Annotated in this window: 21 protein-coding genes and 1 pseudogene; 6 read left to right on the top strand and 16 right to left on the bottom strand. The window is 70.3% G+C overall.

All coding sequences use genetic code 11. The features are described from left to right. The 12 genes from HUT12_RS12495 to HUT12_RS12440 all read right to left on the bottom strand — a co-directional run bounded on the left by HUT12_RS12495 (position 1) and on the right by HUT12_RS12440 (position 13,168). Positions 1 to 1,173, bottom strand: a complete 1,173-nt coding sequence (locus HUT12_RS12495; RefSeq protein WP_254876796.1) for a CoA transferase — start codon at positions 1,171 to 1,173, stop codon at positions 1 to 3. 192 nt (positions 1,174 to 1,365) lie between these two features. Then, positions 1,366 to 2,781, bottom strand: a complete 1,416-nt coding sequence (locus HUT12_RS12490) for an FAD-dependent oxidoreductase (protein WP_176093464.1) — start codon at positions 2,779 to 2,781, stop codon at positions 1,366 to 1,368. Then, positions 2,778 to 3,566 carry an alpha/beta fold hydrolase gene (locus tag HUT12_RS12485; RefSeq protein ID WP_176093463.1) on the bottom strand — a complete coding sequence of 263 codons (789 nt, stop codon included), beginning with the start codon at positions 3,564 to 3,566 and terminating at the stop codon, positions 2,778 to 2,780. The genes HUT12_RS12490 and HUT12_RS12485 overlap by 4 nt, the downstream gene beginning before the upstream one ends. 1 nt (position 3,567) lies before the next feature. Beyond that, positions 3,568 to 4,077 (bottom strand): BMC domain-containing protein, encoded by a 510-nt coding sequence (locus tag HUT12_RS12480; RefSeq protein ID WP_254876795.1) that lies wholly within the window; start codon positions 4,075 to 4,077, stop codon positions 3,568 to 3,570. 1 nt (position 4,078) lies between these two features. Beyond that, the gene (locus tag HUT12_RS12475) at positions 4,079 to 4,366 is read right to left on the bottom strand and encodes a EutN/CcmL family microcompartment protein (RefSeq protein WP_131052471.1); all 288 of its coding nucleotides are present in this window, start codon (positions 4,364 to 4,366) and stop codon (positions 4,079 to 4,081) included. Between the two features lie 19 nt (positions 4,367 to 4,385). Further along, complete coding sequence (locus HUT12_RS12470) at positions 4,386 to 5,015, bottom strand: hypothetical protein (protein ID WP_131052472.1); 630 nt, start codon at positions 5,013 to 5,015, stop codon at positions 4,386 to 4,388. A 1-nt stretch (position 5,016) separates the two neighbouring features. Then, a complete protein-coding gene (locus HUT12_RS12465) occupies positions 5,017 to 6,174 on the bottom strand; it encodes a class I SAM-dependent methyltransferase (RefSeq protein ID WP_131052473.1) in 1,158 nt (385 codons plus the stop codon). After that, positions 6,171 to 6,944: a hypothetical protein gene (locus HUT12_RS12460; RefSeq protein ID WP_176093462.1), complete on the bottom strand. Its 774-nt coding sequence runs from the start codon at positions 6,942 to 6,944 to the stop codon at positions 6,171 to 6,173. Before HUT12_RS12460 ends, HUT12_RS12465 begins: the two co-directional genes overlap by 4 nt. A gap of 35 nt (positions 6,945 to 6,979) precedes the next feature. Next, positions 6,980 to 7,279 (bottom strand): ethanolamine utilization microcompartment protein EutM, encoded by a 300-nt coding sequence (gene eutM, locus HUT12_RS12455; protein ID WP_117230296.1) that lies wholly within the window; start codon positions 7,277 to 7,279, stop codon positions 6,980 to 6,982. A 90-nt stretch (positions 7,280 to 7,369) separates the two neighbouring features. Continuing rightward, complete coding sequence (locus HUT12_RS12450) at positions 7,370 to 9,376, bottom strand: hydantoinase B/oxoprolinase family protein (protein ID WP_176093460.1); 2,007 nt, start codon at positions 9,374 to 9,376, stop codon at positions 7,370 to 7,372. Continuing rightward, positions 9,373 to 11,433 (bottom strand): hydantoinase/oxoprolinase family protein, encoded by a 2,061-nt coding sequence (locus tag HUT12_RS12445; protein WP_201272280.1) that lies wholly within the window; start codon positions 11,431 to 11,433, stop codon positions 9,373 to 9,375. Before HUT12_RS12445 ends, HUT12_RS12450 begins: the two co-directional genes overlap by 4 nt. Before the next feature lie 121 nt (positions 11,434 to 11,554). Continuing rightward, positions 11,555 to 13,168, bottom strand: a complete 1,614-nt coding sequence (locus HUT12_RS12440; RefSeq protein ID WP_131051476.1) for an ABC transporter substrate-binding protein — start codon at positions 13,166 to 13,168, stop codon at positions 11,555 to 11,557. 355 nt (positions 13,169 to 13,523) lie between these two features. Between HUT12_RS12440 and HUT12_RS12435 the strand changes: the two genes are divergently transcribed. Genes HUT12_RS12435 through HUT12_RS12425 form a run of 3 tightly spaced genes read left to right on the top strand, consistent with a single transcriptional unit; the run spans position 13,524 to position 16,296 of the window. Then, positions 13,524 to 14,312 (top strand): hypothetical protein, encoded by a 789-nt coding sequence (locus HUT12_RS12435; RefSeq protein WP_131051477.1) that lies wholly within the window; start codon positions 13,524 to 13,526, stop codon positions 14,310 to 14,312. Continuing rightward, positions 14,309 to 14,755, top strand: coding sequence for a dimethylsulfonioproprionate lyase family protein (locus HUT12_RS12430; RefSeq protein WP_131051478.1), 447 nt, complete (start codon positions 14,309 to 14,311; stop codon positions 14,753 to 14,755). The genes HUT12_RS12435 and HUT12_RS12430 overlap by 4 nt, the downstream gene beginning before the upstream one ends. Positions 14,756 to 14,805: 50 nt before the next feature. Continuing rightward, positions 14,806 to 16,296: a CoA-acylating methylmalonate-semialdehyde dehydrogenase gene (locus HUT12_RS12425; RefSeq protein WP_176093459.1), complete on the top strand. Its 1,491-nt coding sequence runs from the start codon at positions 14,806 to 14,808 to the stop codon at positions 16,294 to 16,296. A gap of 61 nt (positions 16,297 to 16,357) precedes the next feature. On the opposite strand, the gene HUT12_RS12420 is transcribed toward HUT12_RS12425, so the two are convergent. Then, on the bottom strand, positions 16,358 to 16,870 hold the full coding sequence (locus HUT12_RS12420; protein WP_176093458.1) for a MarR family winged helix-turn-helix transcriptional regulator: 513 nt from the start codon (positions 16,868 to 16,870) through the stop codon (positions 16,358 to 16,360). Between the two features lie 108 nt (positions 16,871 to 16,978). Between HUT12_RS12420 and HUT12_RS12415 the strand changes: the two genes are divergently transcribed. Beyond that, positions 16,979 to 17,950, top strand: a complete 972-nt coding sequence (locus HUT12_RS12415; RefSeq protein ID WP_176093457.1) for an aldo/keto reductase — start codon at positions 16,979 to 16,981, stop codon at positions 17,948 to 17,950. A 329-nt stretch (positions 17,951 to 18,279) separates the two neighbouring features. Continuing rightward, positions 18,280 to 18,885 (top strand): annotated as a pseudogene (locus HUT12_RS32795) (zinc-binding dehydrogenase); the annotation flags it as partial. 51 nt (positions 18,886 to 18,936) lie between these two features. Here the strand turns inward: HUT12_RS32795 and HUT12_RS12410 are convergent. The 3 genes from HUT12_RS12410 to HUT12_RS12400 form a co-directional block, all read right to left on the bottom strand. Continuing rightward, positions 18,937 to 19,464 (bottom strand): nuclease, encoded by a 528-nt coding sequence (locus HUT12_RS12410; RefSeq protein WP_236145570.1) that lies wholly within the window; start codon positions 19,462 to 19,464, stop codon positions 18,937 to 18,939. 176 nt (positions 19,465 to 19,640) lie between these two features. Then, entirely contained in the window at positions 19,641 to 20,537 is an 897-nt protein-coding gene (locus HUT12_RS12405) for a hypothetical protein (protein WP_176093456.1), read from the bottom strand. Continuing rightward, a complete protein-coding gene (locus HUT12_RS12400; protein ID WP_131051486.1) occupies positions 20,534 to 20,914 on the bottom strand; it encodes a PadR family transcriptional regulator in 381 nt (126 codons plus the stop codon). Before HUT12_RS12400 ends, HUT12_RS12405 begins: the two co-directional genes overlap by 4 nt. Before the next feature lie 209 nt (positions 20,915 to 21,123). Here HUT12_RS12400 and HUT12_RS12395 point away from each other — a divergent pair, with 209 nt between their 5' ends. Beyond that, positions 21,124 to 21,702, top strand: a complete 579-nt coding sequence (locus HUT12_RS12395; protein ID WP_254876794.1) for a hypothetical protein — start codon at positions 21,124 to 21,126, stop codon at positions 21,700 to 21,702. The last annotated feature ends 214 nt before the right edge of the window (positions 21,703 to 21,916 follow it).

The raw sequence follows: 21,916 nt of genomic DNA, 5'->3' as shown, positions 1-21,916 counted from the left end.
CTAGATGACGCCGCTGGCACGCAGTTCGTTGATCTCGGCCTTGGCCAGGCCGACGATGTCGGTCAGCACCTGGTCGGTGTGTTCGCCGAGGCGGGGGCCGGTCCATTTGACCCGGCCGGGTGTCCTCGACAGTCGCGGCACGACGTTCTGCATCGGGAACTCGCCGAATTCGGGGTGGTCGACTCGGACGATGGCTTCGCGGGCGGCGAAGTGCTCGTCGTCGAGCATCTCCGGGGCGCGGTAGACGCGGCCGACCGGGACGTCGTGTTTGATCATGACGGCCATCAGGTGTTCGGTGTCGTGCCGGCCCGACCACTCGGCGATGATCGCGTCGAGTTCGCCCTGGTGGTGGCCTCGGGCGGCGTGGGTGGCGAAGCGGGCGTCGGTGCTCAGTTCGGGCATGTCCATGGCCGCGGCCAGGCGCCGGAAGACGGTGTCCTGGTTGGCGGCGATGAGCAGCAGGCCGTCGTCGCGGGTGGGATAGACGTTGGAGGGTGCGATGTTCGGCAGGATCGCGCCGGTGCGTTCGCGGACGTGGCCGCCGAGCGTGTACTCGGGCAGCAGCGACTCCATCATCGCCAGGACCGCCTCGTAGATCGCCGAGTCGACGATCTGGCCGCGACCGCTCTGGTCGCGTACCCGCAGGGCCATCACCGCACCCAGGGCGGCGAAGGTGCCGGCGAGGGAGTCGCCGAGGCTGACGCCCACCCGGCTGGGCGGGGTCTGCGGGTCGCCGACGACGTAGCGCAGGCCGCCCATCGCCTCGCCGACCGAGCCGTAGCCGGGTCGGCTGGAGTACGGTCCGGTCTGGCCGAAGCCGGAGACGCGCACCATGACCAGGCCGGGGTTGTCGGCGGACAGGTCCTCGTAGCCGAGGCCCCAGCGTTCCATCGTCCCGGGTCGGAAGTTCTCGACCACCACGTCGCTCTGCGCGATCAGCTGTCGGGCGACCGCCTGGCCCTCGGGTGTGCGCAGGTCGACGGTGATCGACTTCTTGTTGCGGGCGACGATCGGCCACCACAGTGACTTGCCGTGTGGCTTCTCCTGGCCCCACTCGCGCATCGGGTCGCCCTGGCGCGGCGGCTCGCACTTGATGACGTCGGCGCCGAAGTCGGCCAGCAGTTGGCTGCAGAAGGGGCCCGCGAGCAGGGACCCGAACTCGATCACGCGCACGCCGTGGAGCGGTCCTTCGTGGTGCGTATCGCTAGACATGGACACCTCTCATAGCAGCCACCCGACTGGGTGTTTGTATACAATAGTTCTGCGTCACCCGCTGTCAACAGCGGCTTTTACCGGCCAGAGCCAAAGCTGATTCCCGTGATGAACCTCCGTGCATACAGGACGGTCAGTGCGGTGCCATCCGGGTCACCCGCCGAGCCGGCGGCCGAGCAGTCGCCCGAACGCCAACGCCGGGGTCACCGCCATTCCCCCGCAGAACGCGGCGCCGCTGGTGGCTCCCATGCCGATGGCCTCACCGACGGCGTAGAGACCGGCGACGACCCCGCCGTCGTCGCGGCGTACCCGGAAGGTGGGGTCGACGTCCAGGCCGCCGAAGCTGCAGAGCAGCGCGGCGGCCGACCGCACCGCGTAGAAGGGCGGCCGGGCCACCCGGTGGTCCAGGGCGCGTCGGCCCAGCGGATCGACGCCCCGGTCGAGCGCCAGGTGGTACGCCCGCACGGTGCGCCGCAGGCCGTCCGGATCGATTCCCGCCCGCACGGCCAGGTCGGTCAGGTCGTCGGCGACCCAGGCGACGTCCCCCTGCCGCGCCTGGGCGCGGAGCCCGTCCGGCCCCCACGCGGGCACCAGGGGTGATCCGGCGTCGACGGCCGCGTCGTCGCAGACGATCCAGAACGCGGCGCCCGGCTGGCTCTGCACGGCCCGCTCGTGACGCGTGACGTCGCCGAGGTCCTCGGCCACGAACCGGTCGCCGTCGGCGTTGACCCAGATCTCCCGGGGTGCGCGTTCGGCGGGCGCCAGATGCGCCACCTCGGACCAGAAGTCCACCCGGCCCGGCGTCGAGCGACGTTCGAGCAGGCCGAGGCGCGGGGTGTGCAGGTCGGCGAAGCGGACGGTGGCACCCAGCGGCGTCGCCATCTCGACCGCGTCGCCGGTGGAGGTGGGCTCGGCGTTGGTCACCAGGCGGGGTGCGCCCGGGGTCACCGCGGAGAACATCTGCGGGTTGGCCCCGTACCCGCCCGACGCCAGCACCGTGACGCCGGCGCGCAGCTCGCGGTCACCCTCGGGGGTGCGTACGACGGCGCCGGTGACGGCACCGCCCTCGGTGGTCAGTCGCAGGGCGCGCGAGCGCAGCCGCAGGGTGACCCGGCCGGCGTCCACCTGCGCGGCGAGCAGTGGTCGTAGCGTCTCGCGGATCGAGCGGCCCCGGTCGACGCCCCAGTAGGTGCGGGGCCGGGAGTACGGCGAGTGCCCGTGGTAGAGAACCGGCATACCGGGTGCGAACGGGAAGCCGTTCTCGTCGAGCCAGTCGACGACGCCGGGTGCCTCGTCGACGGCCAGGCGGATCAGGGCGGGGTCGCCGTGGCCGTGCCCGATGCGCTGCACGTCGGCGAAGTGCCGGTCCGGGTCGTCGTCGATGCCGGCGGCGCGTTGCCGACGGGTGCCGGCGGCGCTCATGTGCCCGGCGGAGACCCGCAGGGTGCCGCCGATGTCGGTGCCGGTGTCGACCAGGTCGACCCGGAGCCCGGCCCGGGCCGCCTCGATCGCGCAGGGCAGACCTGCGGTGCCGGCACCGATCACCAAAACGTCGGCGTGGCCGGTCACGGTGTCCGCCCGGATCCGGTGACGAAGGAGACCACTGCGGCGGCGAACTCCTCCGGCACCCGCCACGGCAGTTGCCCGGTGGTGTCGGTCAGTTGGATCGACGTCGCGTCCGGACGGATCAGCCGGGCGATGTCGTCGCAGTGGGCGAGCATGTCGCGTGCCGCGGTGAGCAGCAGGACCGGGCAGGGTGCGGTGCGCAGCGGCTCGGTCGGGTCGTAGCGGAAGGCGGCGCGGTAGGCCCAGTTGTACCGGTCGAACACCGAGGCGATGTTGGCCACCGCGAGGTTGACCAGCTCCGGTGGCTGTTCCCAGATGTCCAGGTAGCGCGCCCAGAGGTCGCGAAGATGCTGGCCGGACGGGTCGATCGGCTTGTCCGGCGCCCAGGTGGCACCCAACTGTTCGCGTTCGGCCCGGTCGAGCACGAGGCCGGACAGGATCGCGTGGGTGACCCGGCCGGGCGTGGCCAGGTCGGTGACCGCCAGCGCCAGGGAGGCGCCGGTGTGCTGTCCGGCGACGGCGAACTCGTCGATGCCCAGCGCGTCGACGGCGTCGAGCAGAAGGCGCGCGTAGCCGGGGATGTCCGGGGGCTCGGGCGGCGGGTCGGACTGCCCGTACCCGGGGGTGTCGAAGGCGTACGCGCGCAGTGATCGGCCGAGCGCGGGCATGGCCGGCGCGAAGACGTTGGAGGCCTGCGGCGACTCGTGCAACAGCACGAGGGCCGGTCCCCGGGTGCCGCTGCTGCGGTAGTGGATCTGGGCCCCCTGCGGGCCCACGTATCCGCGCATGTCACTCCCCTCGCTCGATCGGTGGGGTGGGCGGCGGGGGCCGCCGCTTCGGGGCCGTCGACCGCGCGGAGCGTCGTTTCGGGCTCCCGCCGGGTGCGGGCGACGCGGGGCGGTCGCCCTCGACGGTGCTCTCCCCGACCGGGTCCGGCCGGTCCTCCACCCGGGTGGCCTCGGGTTCCGGTCCGGCGTCGTCGGGTCCTTCGGCCGCGCGGGGGTGCCGGCCGGTCGGTGGGGTGTCCCGGACGAGGTGGGCCGGCACGGCGGGACGACCCACGACGGTCGCGGCGATCGTGCCGCCGGTCGCCGCGACCGCCCGTCGGGCGCTGTCCACCGCCGCCGTCACCGAGGCCATGTCGCCGATGAAGGAGACCGTGACGAGACCGTCGCCGATGCGGCTGACGCCGATCACCGTCACCTCGGCTGCCTTGGTCATCACGTCGACGGCGACGATCGAGGCAGCCAGTCCGCGCGTCTCGACCATGCCGAGCGCACCCGCATTCCACAGGTCCACGTCAGTCCTTCACATAGTTGACCCACGCCTCGGTCTCCAACCGGTCGACGATCGCGACGATGGTGGAGTCCACGGGCGCCTGGCTGGATTGCCGTTCCGCCAGTCGTGCGGCACTGCCGCAGGCGACCAGGACGACCTCGCCCCGGCCCGCGCCGACGGTGTCGACGGCGACGTACGGCTCCACGGCGTGTCCCTCACCCAGGGGCGTGACGACGAGCAGCTTGGCGCCGGTCAGCGTGTCGGCCTTGATGGTGCTGACCACCGACCCGATCACCCGGGCGATACGCATACCGGATCACCTCGTTCCTCTATCGCCGGGACCAGGGCGTCTTCTCGAAGGCCTGCCGGACGGCCTGCCGGGCCGACTCAATCTCGGCGTGCAGCCCGGAGACCCACAACCGACCGAACTGGCCGACGCCGCGCACGTCCACGATCTTGACGTCGGCGGACTTCTCCACCTCGTTGCCGACGGCGGAGATGTAGGCGGCCGGCTGGCACTCCACCACCAGCATCGACTCGCCGGCCACCAGCAGGGAGCCCTTCTTCGACCGGTTGACCAGCTGCGCCTGATAGGCGTCGATATTGGAGACGACCTTCGCCGAGACCAGTTCCGCAGGCTGTGCGTCGGCCTCGGTCATCCCGAGCAGGTCGAGGATGGTGCGACCGGCCTGGCGTACGGCGTCCTGCGACATCGAGTGCAGTTCCGTCATGCCGTACTGGCGTTCGACGACCTGGGAGCCGGGCCGGACCCCGGCGCCCTTGACGGCCGCGTCGACCAGGGCGTAGACGTCGCTGCCGGGCGAGATCTCCAGGAAGAGCTGGGACATCCCCTCGACGACCGGGTCACCGGACATCACGCTGCCGAGCAGTGCGGCCATCTGTGGCTGGAGTCGGTCGACGAAGGCGTACGTGCGCAGCTCGACCTCGCTGCCGGCCATGTCAGCGCCGACCCACGAGCAGCGAGAGGGTGCCACTGCGCCGACGTTCGCCGCTCTGCAGGACGCGACCGGTCGGCGTGCTGACCTCCTCGACGCACTCGCGTTTGCAGGACAGCTCCGAGCAGTCGCCGGTGAATCCGGCGTCCCGGGCGGCCTGGAGGAGATCCATGTCCCGCATCGGGCCCCAGAACGGCTCGTTGTTGTTCCAGGTGTCCCAGTCGATGAGGAACTGCACCAGCGGGTCGAGTCCGGCGTAGCCGGGGAAGTCCGCGTGGATCATCATGCCCCCGGGGGCGAGTAGCCGGTGGCACTCGCGCAGGATGGCGCGTACCGCGTCCGGCGGCACCTCGTGCAGCACGATGTGCGAGACGATCAGGTCGAAGTGCCCGTCCGGGAACGAGGTCGCCTCGGCGTTCTGCTGCGAGAAGTGCACCTTGCGGCCGAGTGACTCGGCGCGGGCGTGGCCATAGCGCAGCAGGGCCGCGCCGACGTCGATGCCGTGCACCTCGGCGTTCGGGTAGGCGTCGACGTAGGGCAGCGTCGAGTTGCCCACCCCGCAGCCGATCTCCAGGATCCGCTTCGGGCGGAAGTCCCGGTGGGACTGCTTGAGGTAGTTGTTGACCACGGACTGGCCGTAGTCGTCGTTGAGGGCACCCATCTGGCCCATGGCGTAGACGTAGACGCCCCGGTCGTAGAGGGCTCCGGCGGTGAGGTCGTCCGCCACGTACTCACCCCGGTAGCCGCCGGGCATGGCGTGGATGTCGATGCCCCAGAAGTACCAGGGCAGTTCGAAGGCGGGATCCAGGTCGAGGGAGCCGAGCCCCCGTTCCGCCCGCTGCGCGCGGGCGGCCAGGTCGTCCCACTGCCGGGCGATGCTGTCGGCCACCACGTTCCAGAGCAGGTCCTGGCTCGCCCGGCGCACGGAACTCCAGAGCTGGTAGTACGGCTCCGGTTCCATGGCGCGGCGGACCGCCTCCCGGTCCCGGGGTGCGACGCCCATCTCCTGTTGGTAGCGGGGGGCGACGCGGTGGGCGTACAGCTCCCGGACCCCGGGGGTCACCTCGGTGGAGATGTGCGACTTCAGTGCCCGGACGAAGTTCTCGCGTGCGAGTTCGTCGTGGTTCTCGCGGGGCAGGACACCGTGCTCCTGCTGCGTCATTTCCCCTCCCCCACCTGTGCGAAGGCCTGCCGGATGACCTCCCGGTAGGACTCCGGGGTCTCCTCCCGCACGATCTCCTCGCGCCACTCGTAGAAGACCCGCAGCACCCGGGCGACGAACGCCGCCGCCTCGGTTTCGCGGGCCTGCGCGTCGGCGTCGGAGACCGGGTAGGCGTCCACGGCGCCGCGCTCGACCACCCGCCGGTCGGCGAGGATCTGTTCCAGGGTCGTCAACCGTTCCCGCAGCACCCACACCTCGGAGGAGAGGGTGACCACGGTCGAGACGAGGGCCTCCATGCCCGGTTCGGCGAAGAACTGCGGGCGGGCGCCCTTCGCCTTCTTGGGCAGCGACTGCCCGGGCAGCGGTTGTGCCTGGTCGGGGCGGCCCACTCCCGGTCCGCCGAACGCACCCAGCGCCTTGAGCGTCTCGTTGGCCACCGTCGAGGCGTCGGCGTCCGGGTTCGCCGACAGCACGGCGGCGGCGACGGTACGGATGGTCCGTTCCGCCTCTTCCTCGGCGCTGGTGCAGCCGCACGAGCAGTCGTCGGCGTCGCCGCACCCGGCGCCCGTGCCGCCGGAACCGGTCGGTGCCGGTGGCGCGGGCGTCGGCGGTGGCGCGTCCTGTCCTGCTCTGCGGACGTCGATGCCCAGGTTGCGGGCGAGGTCCTCCGCGTGCGGCGAGATCAGGTCACGCGCGCCCAGAAGGATTTCGCGCGGCCCGGTCGACCGGGCGACGTCTTCGATATCGACCGCAGTCCATACCCGACTCATGTATCAACTCCTTCGACGAGCACGCGGCGCCCTGTTCAGGCCTTGGTTCCGCCCCGGGTGGCCCCGGTCGGCAGGATCGCCTCGACCTCGCCGTGCGGGCGCGGGATGACGTGCACGGAGACGACCTCACCGAGCCGGGAGGCGCTGGCCGCCCCGGCGTCCGTGGCGGCCTTGACCGCGCCGACGTCACCGCGCACGACCACGGTGACCAGGCCACCGCCGACGTACTCGGTGCCCACCAGCACGACGGTGGCGGCCTTGACCATCGCGTCGGCAGCCTCGATCGCCGCGACCAGGCCGCGGGTCTCGATCATTCCGAGCGCGGACATCTGCAGGTCAGCCATGACAGTTCTCCTCCGGTAGTTCGTCGGCGGACGGGTGTCCGCCGCTGTTCAGGGCCTTGCGGGTGTGGCGGGGGTGCTCGTTCATCGCCCGGTCACCTGCCGGGCGATGCGGTGCACGAGCACCTCCAGCGGGGTGCGGGGGGTCGTCTGCGGACGCGTTCCGGTGGACCGTGCGCCGCCCGGTGCCGCCGACGGCGTGCCGCCGGGCCCGGTGCCGCCGGTGGGCTGCGCGGATGCGCGGCTGGGTGCCGGTTCGCGGGGCGGTTCCAGGCCGGTCTCGGTCCGGCAGCGGGCCCGCAGTTCCTCGACCGTGCCGCCGCGGTGGAAGCGGGGCAGCTCCGCACGGTTCACGGCGATCTCGGCGCGGAGTCGGCGGGTCTGGTCCTCGTCGACGCGGTCGCCGACCAGGACCACCCCGTAGCGGCGGGCGCCCTCGACGGTGACCAGTCCCCGTTCGACGTCGTGGCGCACCTGCTCCGGGTCGCGCTCCAGCGGGTCGCCCCAGCCGCCGCCACCCCACGTGACGAAGTGCAGCAGGTCGCCGGGGCGTACGCCGACGTGGTCGCACTTGGCCGGCACGGTCTGCTGCGATCCGTCGGCCCGTTCCAGGATCTTCGTGCCGCGCTGGCCCGGCTCACCGCCCAGCACACCCCAGGGTTTGGTGAACCACCGGTCGTCGTGGATGGAGACCTCGCCCGGTTCGAGGAACCGGTAGCCCACCCGGATGCCGTTGCCGCCGCGGTGGCGGCCGGCGCCGCCGGAGTCCGGGATCGACTCGTAGGACTCGATGCGCAGCGGGTAGTACGCCTCCAGGTACTCGTTCGGCACGTTGGTGAACGAGGGCCACATCGAGTGGCCGTCGAAGCCGTCGCCGATCGGTCGGGCGGGTACCCCGCCGAAGCCGATCTGGTAGAGCTGGAACCAGGTGCCGGAGCGGTCCAGGCCGGAGTACATCAGGTGCGGGCTGGACGAGAAGCCGGCCGCGCAGAGGAAGTCCGGCTGGCACTGGCCGAGCAGCCCGGCCAGGACGTCGAAGAGGCGGCCCAGGGCGTGCGTCCGGCAGGACAGTGCCGCCGGTCGTCGGGGCTTGAGCAGGCTGCCCTCGGGGATGCGGACGTCGACCAGTGGATAGAACCCGTCGTTGAACATGATCAACGGGTCGACGGCCATGATGGTGTACACGCCGAAGAACATCCGCAGCACGTTCTCGTTCAACAGGAAGTTGATCGAGCCCTCGGCCTGGTCGCTGGTGCCGGTGAAGTCGAGTACCACCCGGTCGCCGTCGCGCCAGAGGGTGCACCGGATGCGGAACGGTCCGCTGCCGCGCCCGTCGTCGTCGATGTAGTCCTCGAAGGTGACCGGCTGTTCGGGCACGACCTGCCGGAACAGCTTCGCCATGGCCTGCCGGTTGCGTTCCAGCAGCAGGTCCAGCGTCGAGAGGTAGGTGTCCAGGCCGAAGCGCTCGCACAGTTCCCGGACCCGGGTCTCGGCGGTCCGGCAGGACGCCAGCACCGCGTTGAGGTCGGCCCGGTTCCAGTTCGGCAGGCGCACCTGGTTCAGGACGGTGTCCAGCAGCTGCTGGTCGAGCGTTCCGCCCCGGACCAGTTTCACCGGCGGGACGATGACGCCCTCTTCAAAGATCGACACCGCGTCGGTCGGGAGGCTTCCCGGCACCTTGCCGCCGACGTCGCTCATGTGGCCGAACATCGCCGCCCAGCCGACCAACGTCCCGTCGGCATAGATCGGCAGCAGCACCAGCCAGTCGTTGGCGTGGCTGATCGCGCCGTCACAGGCGTACGGGTCGGAGGTGAAGAAGACGTCGCCCTCCTCCACCGTGCCGTCGTAGCCGGAGAGGAAGCCGTCGATGAAGGAGCCGAACTGTCCGGCGACCATCCGACCCTTGCGGTCGGCGATCAGCGGGAAGGCGTCGTTCTGTTCGCGGATGCCCGGGGACATCGCGGTGCGCAGGACGACCGCGTCCATCTCGAAACGGGCGTTACGCAGTGCGTTCTCGACGATGTCGAGCACAGCGGTCTCGACCTCGACCGGACGCTGGGGCCGGGTCGTCTCGACGATGACGGCACTCATCGGAGCCCTTTCTCCTCGGCGGGCAGGATGAGCAGGTTGCCCAGCCTGTCGACGCGCGCGACGCAGCCCGGCAGGACCAGGCTGGTGGAATCCATCTCGACCACGATCGCGGGCCCGCGCAGTTCGTCGCCGGCACGCAGGGCGGTGCGGTCGTAGAGGGCCGCTTCCTGCCAGCCGCCGTCGACGTACACGCGTTGGCGGCCGATGACCGCGCGGGAGGCGTCGTGGTCGCCCGACTCGATCTCGACGGGTCTGATCCGTTCGGCGTCGGAGACCCCCACCGCGCGGATGTTGACGATCTCGTGCTGCTCGTCGAGGGCGAAGCCGAACAGGCGTCGGTGGGCCTCGTCGAAACCGTCGCGCAGCGTGGGGATCAGCGGCTCCTGGCCGGACGCCGGGACGCCGACGGGGACCTCGAAGCCCTGCCCGTGATAGCGCACGTCGGCCTCGAAGCGGACCGTCCGGGCCTCGGCGGGCACCTCGGCCCGGTCGAACTCGGTGTCGATCTGGGCGGCCAGGTCGGTGAACTCGCGCCGCAGGTGCGTCTCGTCGAGGTCGTCGAGGGGGCGGACCAGTGACTTGTTCGCCTCGGCGCGCACACCGGTGGAGGCGTCTCCGTAGGCGCAGAGCACCCCCGGGGACTGCGGGATCACCACCGGCCACGAGCCGAGGAGTTTGGCCAGGGCATTGGCGTGCAGGGGGCCCGCACCGCCGAAGCCGAACAGGGCGAAGCGTCTCGGGTCGTAGCCGCGCTGCACCGAGACCAGTCGCAGGGCGCCGAGCATGTTCTCGTTGACGATGTCGATGATCGCGGCGGCGGCGGCCTCCACCGTCACGCCGAGCCTGGTCGCCACGGTGCCGACGGCGGTGCGGGCCTTCTCCACGTCGAGGGGCATCGCGCCGCCGAGCAGCGCGTGCGGCAGGTAGCCCAGCACGACGTTGGCGTCGGTGACCGTGGGCAGGACGCCGCCGCGACCGTAGGTGGCCGGTCCGGGCAGGGCGCCGGCGCTGGCCGGGCCGACCCGGAGCGCGCCGGTCAGTTCGGGCACGTGGGCGATGGAGCCGCCGCCGGCGCCGACGGTCTGTACGTCGATCGAGGGTGATCGGACGGCGAGGTCGGCCACGGTCGTCTCGCGGCGGATGACCGGGGTGCCGTCCTCGATCAGGGCGACGTCGGTGGAGGTGCCGCCCATGTCGAGGGTGAGCAGGTCCCGGAAACCGGCGGCCGGTCCGAGGGCCACCGCTGCGGCGACGCCGCCGGCCGGTCCGCTCATCAGCAGGCTGACCGGGATGTCCTCGGCCCGTTCGAAGGTCATCAGTCCGCCGTCGGAGCGCAGCACCCGGCGGTCGCCGACCAGTCCTTCGGCGACCAGTTTGCTGCTGAGGTTGCGCAGGTAGGCGCCGACGCCGGGCCGGACGTAGGCGTTGGCGACGGTGGTCAGGGTCCGCTCGTACTCGCCCAGCTCGGGCAGGACGCCGGCGGAGGTGGAGACCGGTACGTCGGGTGCCTCGGAGGCGGCGATCTCGGCGGCCCGCTGTTCGTGGGCGGGGTTGGCGTAGGAGTTGACGAAGCCGATGGCCAGGGCGTCCACACCCCGGTCGACAAGGTCGCGGACGGCGGCCCGCACGGCCGACTCGTCCAGCGGGTCGATCTCGGTGCCCCGGGCGTCCAGGCGGCCCCGGACCTCGCGGACGTCCTCCAGTGCGACCAGTTCGGCGGGTCGGTCCCAGACGATCCAGCCGCCGAGTCCGCCGGGCACGAACGACCGGGCGATGTGCAGGACCTGCCGGTAGCCGACGGTCACGATCAGGCCGACCCGGGCGCCCCGGCGTTCCAGGACGGCGTTGGTGGCCACGGTCGTGCCGTGCAGGAACTGACGGATGTCGGCCGCGCGGGCGGTGGCGTCGGCGAGGACCCGGGTCACGCCCTCGACGACGCCGACGGACTGGTCCTGCGGCGTGGAGGGCACCTTCGTGCGGCGGGTCCTGCCGGTCGCCTCTTCGATCAGAAGGACGTCCGTGAACGTGCCACCGACGTCGACTCCAAGTCGGTACATCAACGACCTGCTTTCTCGGGAACGTCAGCTGTCTCGGAACGTCGTCGTCGGCCCGACGGGGACCGGGTGTGGGCCCCGCCGGTCGGCGTCCCCGGCGTGTGCACCGGGGACGCCGGCCGGGTCAGGAGACGGAGATGTCGTAGTAGTTGACGTGGCCCTGGGAGTAGCTGACGAAGCCCGTCACACCGTCGCGGAAGGCGTAGAACTTCTGGGAGTCGACCAGCGGGATGGCCGGCATGTCCCCCACCATGAAGTCGTTGACCTGCTTGACCAACGCCTCCCGCTCGGGGCCGGGCTGGGTCTCGAGGATCTGCCGGGACAGCCCGTCGACGGTCGTGGAGCTGTAGTTCTGCAGGTTGGTCAGGCCGCCGGTGGAGTAGAAGACCTGCAGGTAGTAGGCGGGGTCGGGCACCAGCGGGGTGCTCGTGGCCAACCAGCTCTGCAGCTTGCCCTCGCGCTTGGCGGCGTCGAAGTCGGCGCCGGAGGCGACGTTGTTCAGTTTGACCTCGATGCCGACCTTGGCCAGTTGCGACCGCAGCAGGACGGCCACCTGTTCGCTGTGTGCGCCGACGTTGGCCGCGTTGTAGGCCAGCTCCATCGGGAAGCCGTTGGGCAGGCCGGCCTCGGCCAGCAGTTGCTTGGCCCGGTCGATGTTGTGGGTGAAGGGCTGCGCCGCCGCCGGGGCGCCGAAGTCGTCGTGGATGAAGTCGCTCGACGCCGTGGAGTACCCCTGGTACGCGGAGTCGACGATCGCCGTGCGGTCGACGGCGTAGGAGATGGCCTCGCGGACCCGCTTGTCGTCGAAGGGCTCGGCCTTGAGGTTCGGCACCAGCACGTCGATGTTGGGGTAGAGCACCCGTTCGAGCCGGACGCCGTCGCTGTTCTCCAGCGAGGAGAGCTGGTCGAAGGTGAGCGCGCTGGCGACGTCGACCTGCCCGCTCTGAGCCAGCTGGAGCCGGTTGGAGGTGTCGGCGACGGCACGCACTACCACGTCGGTCACCGTGGGCGTACCCCGGAAGTAGTTCTTGTTGGCGGTGAGCCGGACTTCCTTGCCCGGGTCGAACGAGCGCACCTCGTACGGGCCGAAGGTGGCGGTGTTCTCGCCCAGCCACTTGTAGGCGTACGGGTCGTCGCCGGTGGCGTGCTTCTTGGCCTCGACCGAGTCGTAGATCGTCATGAAGAAGGTGCTCAGGATCGAGACGCTGACCGCGTTCGGCTGAGCGACGTTGATCGTGACGGTCCGGTCGTCGGTGACGGTGACCGGGTTCTCGATGTCCCAGCCGCCGATGCCCATGAGGATCTTGGCGATCGGTACGCCCTCGCTGTTGACCATGCGGTCCACGGACCACTTCACGTCCTCGGCGGTGAGGGCGTTGCCGAACTGGCTCTTGGCGTCGCGGAGGGTGAAGGTCATCTGCTTGCGGTCGTCGCTGAGCTCCCAGGATTCGGCGAGCTCGGGCTCGATCTGGTCCGGGGTCTGGAGGGTCGTCGCGCCGGCCTCGGGCTTGGTGAAGCGCACGAGCGTTCCGGAGATGTTGGGTAGCAGGTCGATCGAGATGAAGCCCTGGTAGCGCTCGGAATCGAGGCTGGAGACCACGCCGGGCGCGGCGACGGTCAACGCCTGGCTGCTGCCGGCGTCCGTGTCGTCGCCGTCGTTTCCACTACAGCCCGCGACTACCAGGCTCGTCACGGCGAGCGCCGCCACGGCGCGCATCCGAACGGAAGTCGTTCCCATGCCGACACCTCCACATTGTGTGCAAGGTTGCTTTATCAGGCGTACTTGACTTGGTGAAGCGGATCACAGGATGCGATGTTTGTATACAGGTTGCCGGCTGTCAAGGCCTCGTTCAGCCAGATCGGGGCCACCCCGATCAGTCAGGAGCGGGCACCCGACGGTCAGCACGGCAGACGCCCGCACGCACCGGAGCACGTGCACCCCTGCCAGGCTTTGCATACACGGACTTTGCGACACCCTAGCGCCGCACTGAGCCCAGAGCTACTAGCTGCGAAGCCAGCGCGAGTGCCACTCGCGGACCTAGACGCCCTCCCACGGATTACATACAATCCGCCTCAACGTGAAGGAGGTCACCGTGACTCATGCCGGTAAGCGACGGGTCATCATCGATCAGGTGCCGCACCGCGTGTGGCGGGCAGCGGGTCTGCCCTTCGGACTTCTCACCCGCGAGATCAACGCCGACCCGGAGACCGGAGCGCAGACGCTGGTCGTCGACGTCCCGCCCGGCTGGCACATGCCGGCGCACTGGAACGGCGCCGACCTCGAACTGCTGGTCCGCGACGGCGACCTGACCATCGCCGGGCGCCAGTGCCGCCCCGGGCACTACCTCTTCCTGCCCTCGGGCACCGAACTCGGCCCGATCTCGTCGGAGCACGGCGCCACGTTGATCTTCTGGACCGACTCCCCCTTCGAGGTCCGCACGGACGCACCACCGGCACCGTCGACACCGCTGGGCGAGACCGTCGACATCTTCGACCAGGCCAACTGGCAGCCGGTGCGGGAGGCGTTCGCGGGGGTCACCGACACCAGCAGCCACGGCGACCTCGAGGTCCCCACCCAGTGCATCCGGCTGCGCAAGGTCGAGGAGAGCGGCAAGGACACCATCCTGTTCGTCCTGCCCCGGAGGTTCGCCAAGACCGCCCTGGAGTTCCACCACAGCACCGAGGAGATCTTCTTCCTCGGCGGCTGGTGCGCCACCGACCCGGAGCACGTGTACCACGCCGGTGAGTACCTGTGCTGGGCGCCGGGCGTCATCCACGGCGTGGTCACCGGCTGGGAGGCCATCTGCCTCTCCAAGCACCACGGACCACTCACCAGCCCGCAGATCCCCCTCGGCGCCACCAGCGTGGACGCCGAACGGTGACCCGGTTACCCCACGAGGGCCACCGCCGCAGCGCACCGGGGACGCCGCGCCCGCCGTTCGTCGTGCGCCGCGACGAGCTGGAGTACGAACTGATCTCCGCCCTCAACCACAACCCGGACGACGAGGGACTGGTGCACCGTCTCGTCGACCGGGACACCACCGGCGATCCGGAGTGCGAGTTCCTCACCGGCGTCTACCGCATGGAACCCGGGATGGCCCACCCGCTGCACCTGCACGCCGACTCCGCCGAGTTCTACTACGTGCTCTCCGGGACGGCCCGGTTCACGCTGGCCGACGAGGAGTTCGAGGCGGGACCGGGCACCGCGATGTACATCCCCGCCGGCGTCGCCCACGCCATCGAGACCGGCAGTGCCGACGGCATGGAGCTCGTGTACTCCTTCAGCACCCCCGACCTGCGGGGAATCGGCACCAGGTGGCTCTAGCCGGACCCACCGCACATCGACGCAACCGTGGATCGACGAAGGAGACGAGGGTGCGCAGCATCGAACATTGGATCGCTGGGGCGTCCGTCGCCGGCAGCGGGTACGCGACCGTGTACCAGCCCGCGACCGGCGAGCCCCAGGCACAGGTCGCGATCGGCGCCCAGCCCGAGATCGACCAGGCCGTCGCGGCGGCCACCCGGGCCTTCGAGTCGTGGGGCGACGTGTCCCTGTCCCAGCGCGCCAAGGTCCTCTTCCGCTTCCGTGACCTGGTCGAACGGCACGAGGACGAGTTGGCGAGGCTGGTCACCGCCGAACACGGCAAGACCGTCGAGGACGCCCGCGGCGAGGTGATCCGGGGCCGGGAGGTCGTCGAGTTCGCCTGCGGCATCCCGCAGCTGCTCAAGGGCGCCTACTCCGACCAGGTCTCCACCGGTGTCGACTCGTACTCCCTGCGCGCGCCGCTCGGGGTCTGCGCCGGCATCACCCCGTTCAACTTCCCGGTGATGGTGCCGATGTGGATGCATCCCATCGCCATCGCCTGCGGCAACACCTTCGTCCTCAAGCCCAGCGAACGCGACCCGTCCGCGTCGAACCTCGTCGCGCAGCTCTACGCCGACGCGGGCCTGCCCGACGGCGTGTTCAACGTGGTGCACGGCGGTAAGGAGGCGGTCGACGCGCTGCTCGACCACCCGGACGTCGCGGCGGTGTCGTTCGTCGGCTCCACCCCGGTCGCCCGGCACGTGCACCAACGCGCCGCCGCCTCCGGCAAACGGGTGCAGGCGCTGGGCGGAGCGAAGAACCACGCCGTGGTGCTGCCCGACGCCGACCTGGCCGAGGCGGCACGGCAGATCACCTCGGCGGCGTACGGGTCGGCCGGGCAACGGTGCATGGCGATCTCGGCCGTGGTCGCGGTCGGCGCCGCCGGTGACGAACTGGTCGACCTGCTCAGGCGGGAGGCCACGGACATCGTGGTGGGCCCCGGCGACCAGGTGTCGTCCCAGATGGGTCCGGTGGTCACCGACGAGGCGCGCGACCGCGTCATCACCTCCGTCGACGGTGCGCAGAAGGCCGGGGCCACAGTGGTCGTCGACGGCCGGGACCTGCGGGTGGACGGCCACGACAACGGATACTTCGTCGGCCCGTGCCTGCTGGACCGGGTGACCCCCGACATGGAGGCGTACCAGCAGGAGATCTTCGGACCGGTGCTGGTGGTGTTGCGGGCCGAGAGCCTGGACGAGGCGATCAGGATCATCAACGCCAACCCGTACGGCAACGGCACCGCCCTGTTCACCTCCGCAGGAGCGGCGGCCCGCCGTTTCGTGCGTACCGTCTCGGTCGGCATGGTCGGGGTGAACGTGCCGCTGCCGGTGCCGATGGCCTACCACTCCTTCGGCGGCTGGAAGGCGTCACTCTTCGGCGACACCCACATCCACGGCCAGGAGGGCGTGGCGTTCTACACCCGTGGCAAGGTCGTCACCTCCAGGTGGCCGGGCACCACCCCGACGGCCCGCCCGGACTTCCACTTCCCCACCGCCACCTGACCGGTCGGCGCTGACCGGCGCGGACCTCTCTACGCCGGTCAGCGCATCCGGCCCCTCGCGGCTATGGCGCGGATGTCCCGGACGGGGCAGTGGCGCGGTTGATGGCGGCCTCGACCGCAGTCCCGATGCGGCTCAAGGCCGCCAGGTCGCAGGGTTCGAGCTGGTCGATCAGGTACTCGCGGACCGCCGTGATATGTCCCGGCGCCGCGGCCACGACAACCTGGTGGCCGGCCTCGGTGAGGGTCGCGTTGGTGGCTCTGCCCGCGCCGGGGATCCGTGAGCGCGCGATCAGTCCGCGTTTCTCCAGCCGACCGACGACGTGCGACAGGCGGGACAGCGATGCCGCTGCCCGCGCTGCCAGACGACTCATCCGCATCGTGCGCTCCGGCTCCTCGGACAGCACCGAGAGCACGATGTACTCGAAGAACGTCAGCTCAGACTCGCGTTGCATCCGCGCGTCCAGGGCAGCCGGCAGGCTGATCATGATCGCCGAGTTGGCCAGCCATGCCGCCCGCTCGTCGTCACTCAGCCACCGGGTTCCGGTGGACCTCGCCGCTGCCCCTTCCCTGGTCATGAGGGCACCCTACGCGTCAGTTGTTGACGCTTCAAGTTCAGGCAGGTAGAACTTGAAGCGTCAAGTTAGCCGGGTGGCGCCGGTGGATCGACCGGGAAGGACCACGTAATGCACACCACCTCACTGGGCGGACTCGACGTCTCGCGCATCGGCCTCGGGGCCATGGGAATGTCGGCCTACTACACCGGAGCCGGCCGCGACGAAGCCGAGTCGATCCGGACGATCCGGCGTGCTCTGGACCTCGGCGCCACCCATCTGGACACCGCCGAGGTGTACGGGCCGTACACCAACGAGGAACTGGTGGGTCGCGCGATCAGGGGCCGCCGCGACGAGGTCGTCCTGGCCACCAAGTTCGGCCTCGTCTCGCACACCGGCAGACCGGGAACGGACAGCACCCCCGCCAACATCCGCATGGCCGTGGAGGGCTCCCTACGACGGCTCGGCACCGATCACATCGACCTCTATTACCAGCACCGGGTCGACCGCGGCACCCCCATCGAAGACACGGTAGGAGCGTTGCGCGAACTGGTGGTCGCGGGCAAGGTGCGCCACATCGGCCTGTCCGAGGCGTCGGCGACGACGATCCGCCGGGCCCACACGGTGCATCCGGTGGCCGCCGTCCAGACGGAGTACTCGCTGTGGACCCGCGACCCCGACGGCGCCGTGCTGAGCACGCTGCGGGAACTCGGCATCGGCCTCGTGCCCTACTCGCCGCTCGGACACGGCTTCCTCACCGGCGACATCCGCTCCCTCGACGGCCTGGACGCCACCGACTGGCGGCGCACCAACCCCCGGTTCACCGGCGACAACCTCACCCGCAACCTGCGTATCGTCGAGGAGGTCCGCGACGTCGCCGGCGAGGTGGGTGCCACGCCCGCGCAGATCGCGCTGGCCTGGCTACTCGCGCAGGGTGAGGGCATCGCGCCCATTCCGGGCACCAGGCGCGTCGACCGACTTGAGGAGAACTGCGCCGCCGACGGCATCCGCCTCACCGCCGGCCAGATCGCCCGCCTGAACAACCTGACCCCGGCCTCCGGCGATCGACACGCCGCGGCCGACATGGCCGGCATCGAAGGGTGAGGACAGTGGACGCACGCAGCGGCTGCACAACGGATCGCCGGGCGGTCTGTCCGAGGTCAGCAGCGTCGTCACGTCCGCCGTCAGCAGATGGTCAGATCGTGGAGCCGCCCGGCACGCCGCCGATCCGGTGCCCGCCCGACCCCGCCTGGACGGCACGTCGTCTGCCCCGACCAGACAGACATCGACCCGATCTGGAGACCTTCATTTCGGCCATCGGCTCCCGAGCGACGAGCCTCGCCGTCGGCGACGCCGTCTTCGGCCGCACCAACAAGGCACGCCTCGGTGCACTGGCAGAGAAGGTCGCCATCGAAGCAGACCTGGTCGCACCGATGCCGCGCACACTCGACTTCACCGCCGCTGCGGCCGTCCCGCTGGCCGGCACCACCGCCCTCCAGGCCATCCGCGACGCCCTCGTGGTCCAGGCCGACGACAGGCTACTCATCACCGGTGGCTCCACCATGGTGGGCATGTTCGCGACCGCACTCGCCGCCCAGGCCGGCGCCCACGTCGTGACCACCGCCTCCGCCGCGTCCGAACCGCTCCTGCGTAACCTCGGCGCCGCCGAGGTCATCGACTACCGATCCCGACGCGTCGGCGCCGCCCATGCGCGGTTCAGCAGGATCTTCGACCTCGTCGGCGGTCCTCAGATGACCGCATTGCTGGAGTTGGTGTCCCCTGGCGGCCGGTTCGTGACGATCACCCCGATCCCGACGCCCGGATCGATCCGGCACGACTACCCGATGCCCGCCTGGCGTGCCGCAGCCCTCGAGACGGCCCTGTGGCTCGCCACACTCGTGCCCCGGCGGCGCGCACGCGCCGGAGACTTCACCTACCGGTTCCTGTCCATGCGTCCCAGCGGACAGGACCTGCGTGATCTGGACAGGCTCGTCGACAGCGGCACCCTACCGGTGAAGATCGACAGCACCTACCGAGCCAGGGGTACGGCGCCGGCCGCCCCTGCGGCCGGTCCGTGGATGCGGTCCGGCCTACAGGAAGCGCTCGGGATCGAAGCTTTCGAGGTCGATGATGCGCACCCGCGGAAGCACGTTCGTGAAGCAGCCCGCGTCCTCTTCGATGTCGAATATCTGCAGGCCCGGCAGGTCGGCGAAGCCGGCGTTGAGGAACTCCTTGAATCCGACGATCGCGACCTGATGATCACGTTGCAGGAGTTCGCCGACCTGCGGTAGGAAGTCGCCGTCATGGCTTGCCAGCATGACATTGCCCGAGCGCCGGGCGATGGCCTCCAACGTCCGCTGGATGCCGATATCCACCACCTTCTGATCCGGCGACCCCGCGAGCGGGATGGGCCGGTACTCCATGCTCAGGAGAGCCCGGACGAAGGGCATCGGCAGACCGCCACCCGAGGCGTTGAGGAAGAACAGTCCCTTCACCGGCCGCTGCCACGTGTCCCGCGCGAACTCCCGCAGACGCTCCCACCGGGGTCGCTCGGCGGGGGCCGGCCGGCGTTCCAGAACACTGTTGCCGAGCGTGGCATCGATGTTCTCCCCGTCCACGATGAGATATGTGACGGGTTCCGGTGTTTCGGGCATAGACGTGCCTCTCAAGTCGAACAGCGAGCGCGGACCGGTCGAGCCCGCGCGGTGACGCGCCGGAGAACACTGTGCTCATGGTCAGGGTATTGCCTACCAGCCCGGGCGGTCCGGCCGAGGCCGGACCGCCCGGGGATCGGTCAGGCGCGGGTGCGCTGCCGCAACCTGGTCGACACGACCGCGCCGATCGCCATGAGGACCGCGACGACCAGGGACGGCAGGGCGTCCGGCCGGTACAGGAGTTCCCCCGACGGCCCGGCGTTGCCCAGTTGATGGAGCGTGCCCAGCAGGAGGGTGGGAGCGGCGGCGATCAACAGGCGCTGGTCGGCCGTCGCCACCCACAGGAAGGCGGCCGCACCGGCTATCACCATGCCGGCGGCAACGATCTGTGCGCTCGTGTCGACCCTGCGCAAGCCTCCGGCGGAGATCAGGTGCAGGGCGAGGATCCCGGCGGTGACCAGAACGGCGTTGACCCGGGGTGCTGGCGGCACGTCCGCCGGACGCCGCAGGCCCACCACGATCAGAGGCGTGGCGAGAACCGGCGCCCACCACTGTGGCAGGGAGTTGAGGAACAGGTACTGGGAGATCGCGGTCGGCACCACCGCCGCAGCCACCACCAGGACGGCAGCGGTGCGGGTACGTCCCGCGACGAGCGCCACCAGGGCCGCGCCCACCATGATCGTGTGGATGCCCTGATTCCGCAGGACGGCCAGAGGGTCCGAGAGTCCGCCGAACTGGAACGCCTCGACGATGTCGTCCAGGCCGATGAGCACACCCAGCGCCAGCAGCGCCATCGCGGCCAGATGGATGCCCTGCCAGAGCAGGACGGCGGTGGGTCGCGCCGCGGTGCTGCCGCCGTGTACCCGGAGGGCGCCCCGGATTAGCGAGGCCGCCTCCCGGACGCTGGGCCAGCGGCGGGTGGTCGGTTCGTCACCGATCAACGTGTCGATCAGCTCGTCGGCACGTTCGCGGCGGTAGCTGGCCGGGTACGCCCGCAGCAGCACGCGGTAGCGCTTCTCCAGAACATCAGAACTCATGCTGGTCTGATCCTCCCGATAGAAGGTCGGGCGCTCCCCTGGGGGGAACCCCCTTGCGGCAGGCGGTCCATGACCACCCGGGCGGCGCGGGCGAGCCGGTCGGCTTCCTCGGCGAGTACGTGGTAACCCTCGTCGGTGAGCCGGTAGTAGCGACGGGCACGCCCGTTGACGATCTCTTCACCATCGGCGGTGATGAGTCCCTCGCCGAGCAGCCGGTCGATCACCGAATACAGCGAGCCGGCAGCGAGTGTCACCCGCTCGTCGGACAGCTCGGTCACCCGCTTGATCACGGCATAACCGTGGAGCGGGCCACCGAGCAGGGCAGCAAGGACGAAATACGACGGTTCTCGGAGCGCGGGACGCGAAGTAGATCGCATGACGCTCAATATACAAGCTAGATGAGTATCCAGCTAGGGTGACCATACCGTCCACTGGAGCTGGATCGAGCTGTGCGTCGCCACGCCCGCCGGTCGAGCGTCACCGTCGGACAATCACGGGATGACGATGTCGACCGCCACCACACCCCATCGCCACCAGCTGACCCGATGACCTCACCGTCGGCCGCACGGACGGCAGGTCCGCAGCTATGCTGATTCTTGCCATGCGTCTGCAACGAATCGGCTTGGTCGCAGCAGCCAGCTTCCTGGCGGCGACAGCCGGGTGCGCCGGATCCGAAGCCAACGATCTTGGACAGCCGGCGGGGCCAAACCCGGCCCAAACCCGGGAACTCCTGACGACGCCCTCCACGGCTTCTGGTGACACACCGCGAGATCTGCTGAGCCGGGACGCCGAACGCACCTATCTCACCAACTCGTACTCAGGAATGAGCGCCGATGGAGCGGCGCTGGTGATCCACCGCGTGCCAGTGCCACGAGTGGACGAACTCGACACCGGTCTGCGCCTTCGACACCCGGAAATCCAGTTGGCCTTCGCCGACGCGCAGCATCCACGCACCGTGCTCAACGAGGTGTCGGACAGCATCAAGAAGGACATCCCGTACTGGCAAACCGAAGGAGTGGCCGTCGCGTCCGTGGCACCCCGCGCCGACGGATCCGGCGTCATGGTCATGGTCGACCAACCGACCGCGGACCTGGCCGCCGCCATGCGGGAACGATACGAGTTCCCGAACCTCAAGCTGACCCAAGGCGAGGTCGCCCCCGCCTGACGCCCCTTCCTCCTCATGCAGATCAACCTGGCACCAATCCGTACCGGCAGCAGATCAACGTCCAGCCGAGCCGCTGCCGCCACACCCATCGGCCAGACTGCGGGCCATGCCCGATCTCGGCATCGCCATTGCCTACAGGACTCGCCAGCGTGCGGCTGCTGCTGCTGCCAGAATCCCGGTGCACACCGCGGTCGTCGTGGTTGCGCCATTGCCG

The organism is Verrucosispora sp. NA02020, assembly GCF_013364215.1.
Taxonomy (GTDB): domain Bacteria; phylum Actinomycetota; class Actinomycetes; order Mycobacteriales; family Micromonosporaceae; genus Micromonospora.
This window is presented reverse-complemented; position numbering and strand designations above follow the sequence as displayed.

Coding starts and splice junctions, on each gene's coding strand:
- HUT12_RS12420 (WP_176093458.1), bottom strand. CDS start 16,870: ATGACCAGGGAAGGGGCAGCGGCGAGGTCCACCGGAACCCGGTGGCTG.
- HUT12_RS12440 (WP_131051476.1), bottom strand. CDS start 13,168: ATGGGAACGACTTCCGTTCGGATGCGCGCCGTGGCGGCGCTCGCCGTG.
- HUT12_RS12465 (WP_131052473.1), bottom strand. CDS start 6,174: ATGACGCAGCAGGAGCACGGTGTCCTGCCCCGCGAGAACCACGACGAA.
- HUT12_RS12405 (WP_176093456.1), bottom strand. CDS start 20,537: ATGAGTTCTGATGTTCTGGAGAAGCGCTACCGCGTGCTGCTGCGGGCG.
- HUT12_RS12415 (WP_176093457.1), top strand. CDS start 16,979: ATGCACACCACCTCACTGGGCGGACTCGACGTCTCGCGCATCGGCCTC.
- HUT12_RS12485 (WP_176093463.1), bottom strand. CDS start 3,566: ATGCGCGGATACGTGGGCCCGCAGGGGGCCCAGATCCACTACCGCAGC.
- HUT12_RS12470 (WP_131052472.1), bottom strand. CDS start 5,015: ATGGCCGGCAGCGAGGTCGAGCTGCGCACGTACGCCTTCGTCGACCGA.
- HUT12_RS12460 (WP_176093462.1), bottom strand. CDS start 6,944: ATGAGTCGGGTATGGACTGCGGTCGATATCGAAGACGTCGCCCGGTCG.
- HUT12_RS12395 (WP_254876794.1), top strand. CDS start 21,124: ATGCTGATTCTTGCCATGCGTCTGCAACGAATCGGCTTGGTCGCAGCA.
- HUT12_RS12450 (WP_176093460.1), bottom strand. CDS start 9,376: ATGAGTGCCGTCATCGTCGAGACGACCCGGCCCCAGCGTCCGGTCGAG.
- HUT12_RS12445 (WP_201272280.1), bottom strand. CDS start 11,433: ATGTACCGACTTGGAGTCGACGTCGGTGGCACGTTCACGGACGTCCTT.
- HUT12_RS12400 (WP_131051486.1), bottom strand. CDS start 20,914: ATGCGATCTACTTCGCGTCCCGCGCTCCGAGAACCGTCGTATTTCGTC.
- HUT12_RS12475 (WP_131052471.1), bottom strand. CDS start 4,366: ATGCGTATCGCCCGGGTGATCGGGTCGGTGGTCAGCACCATCAAGGCC.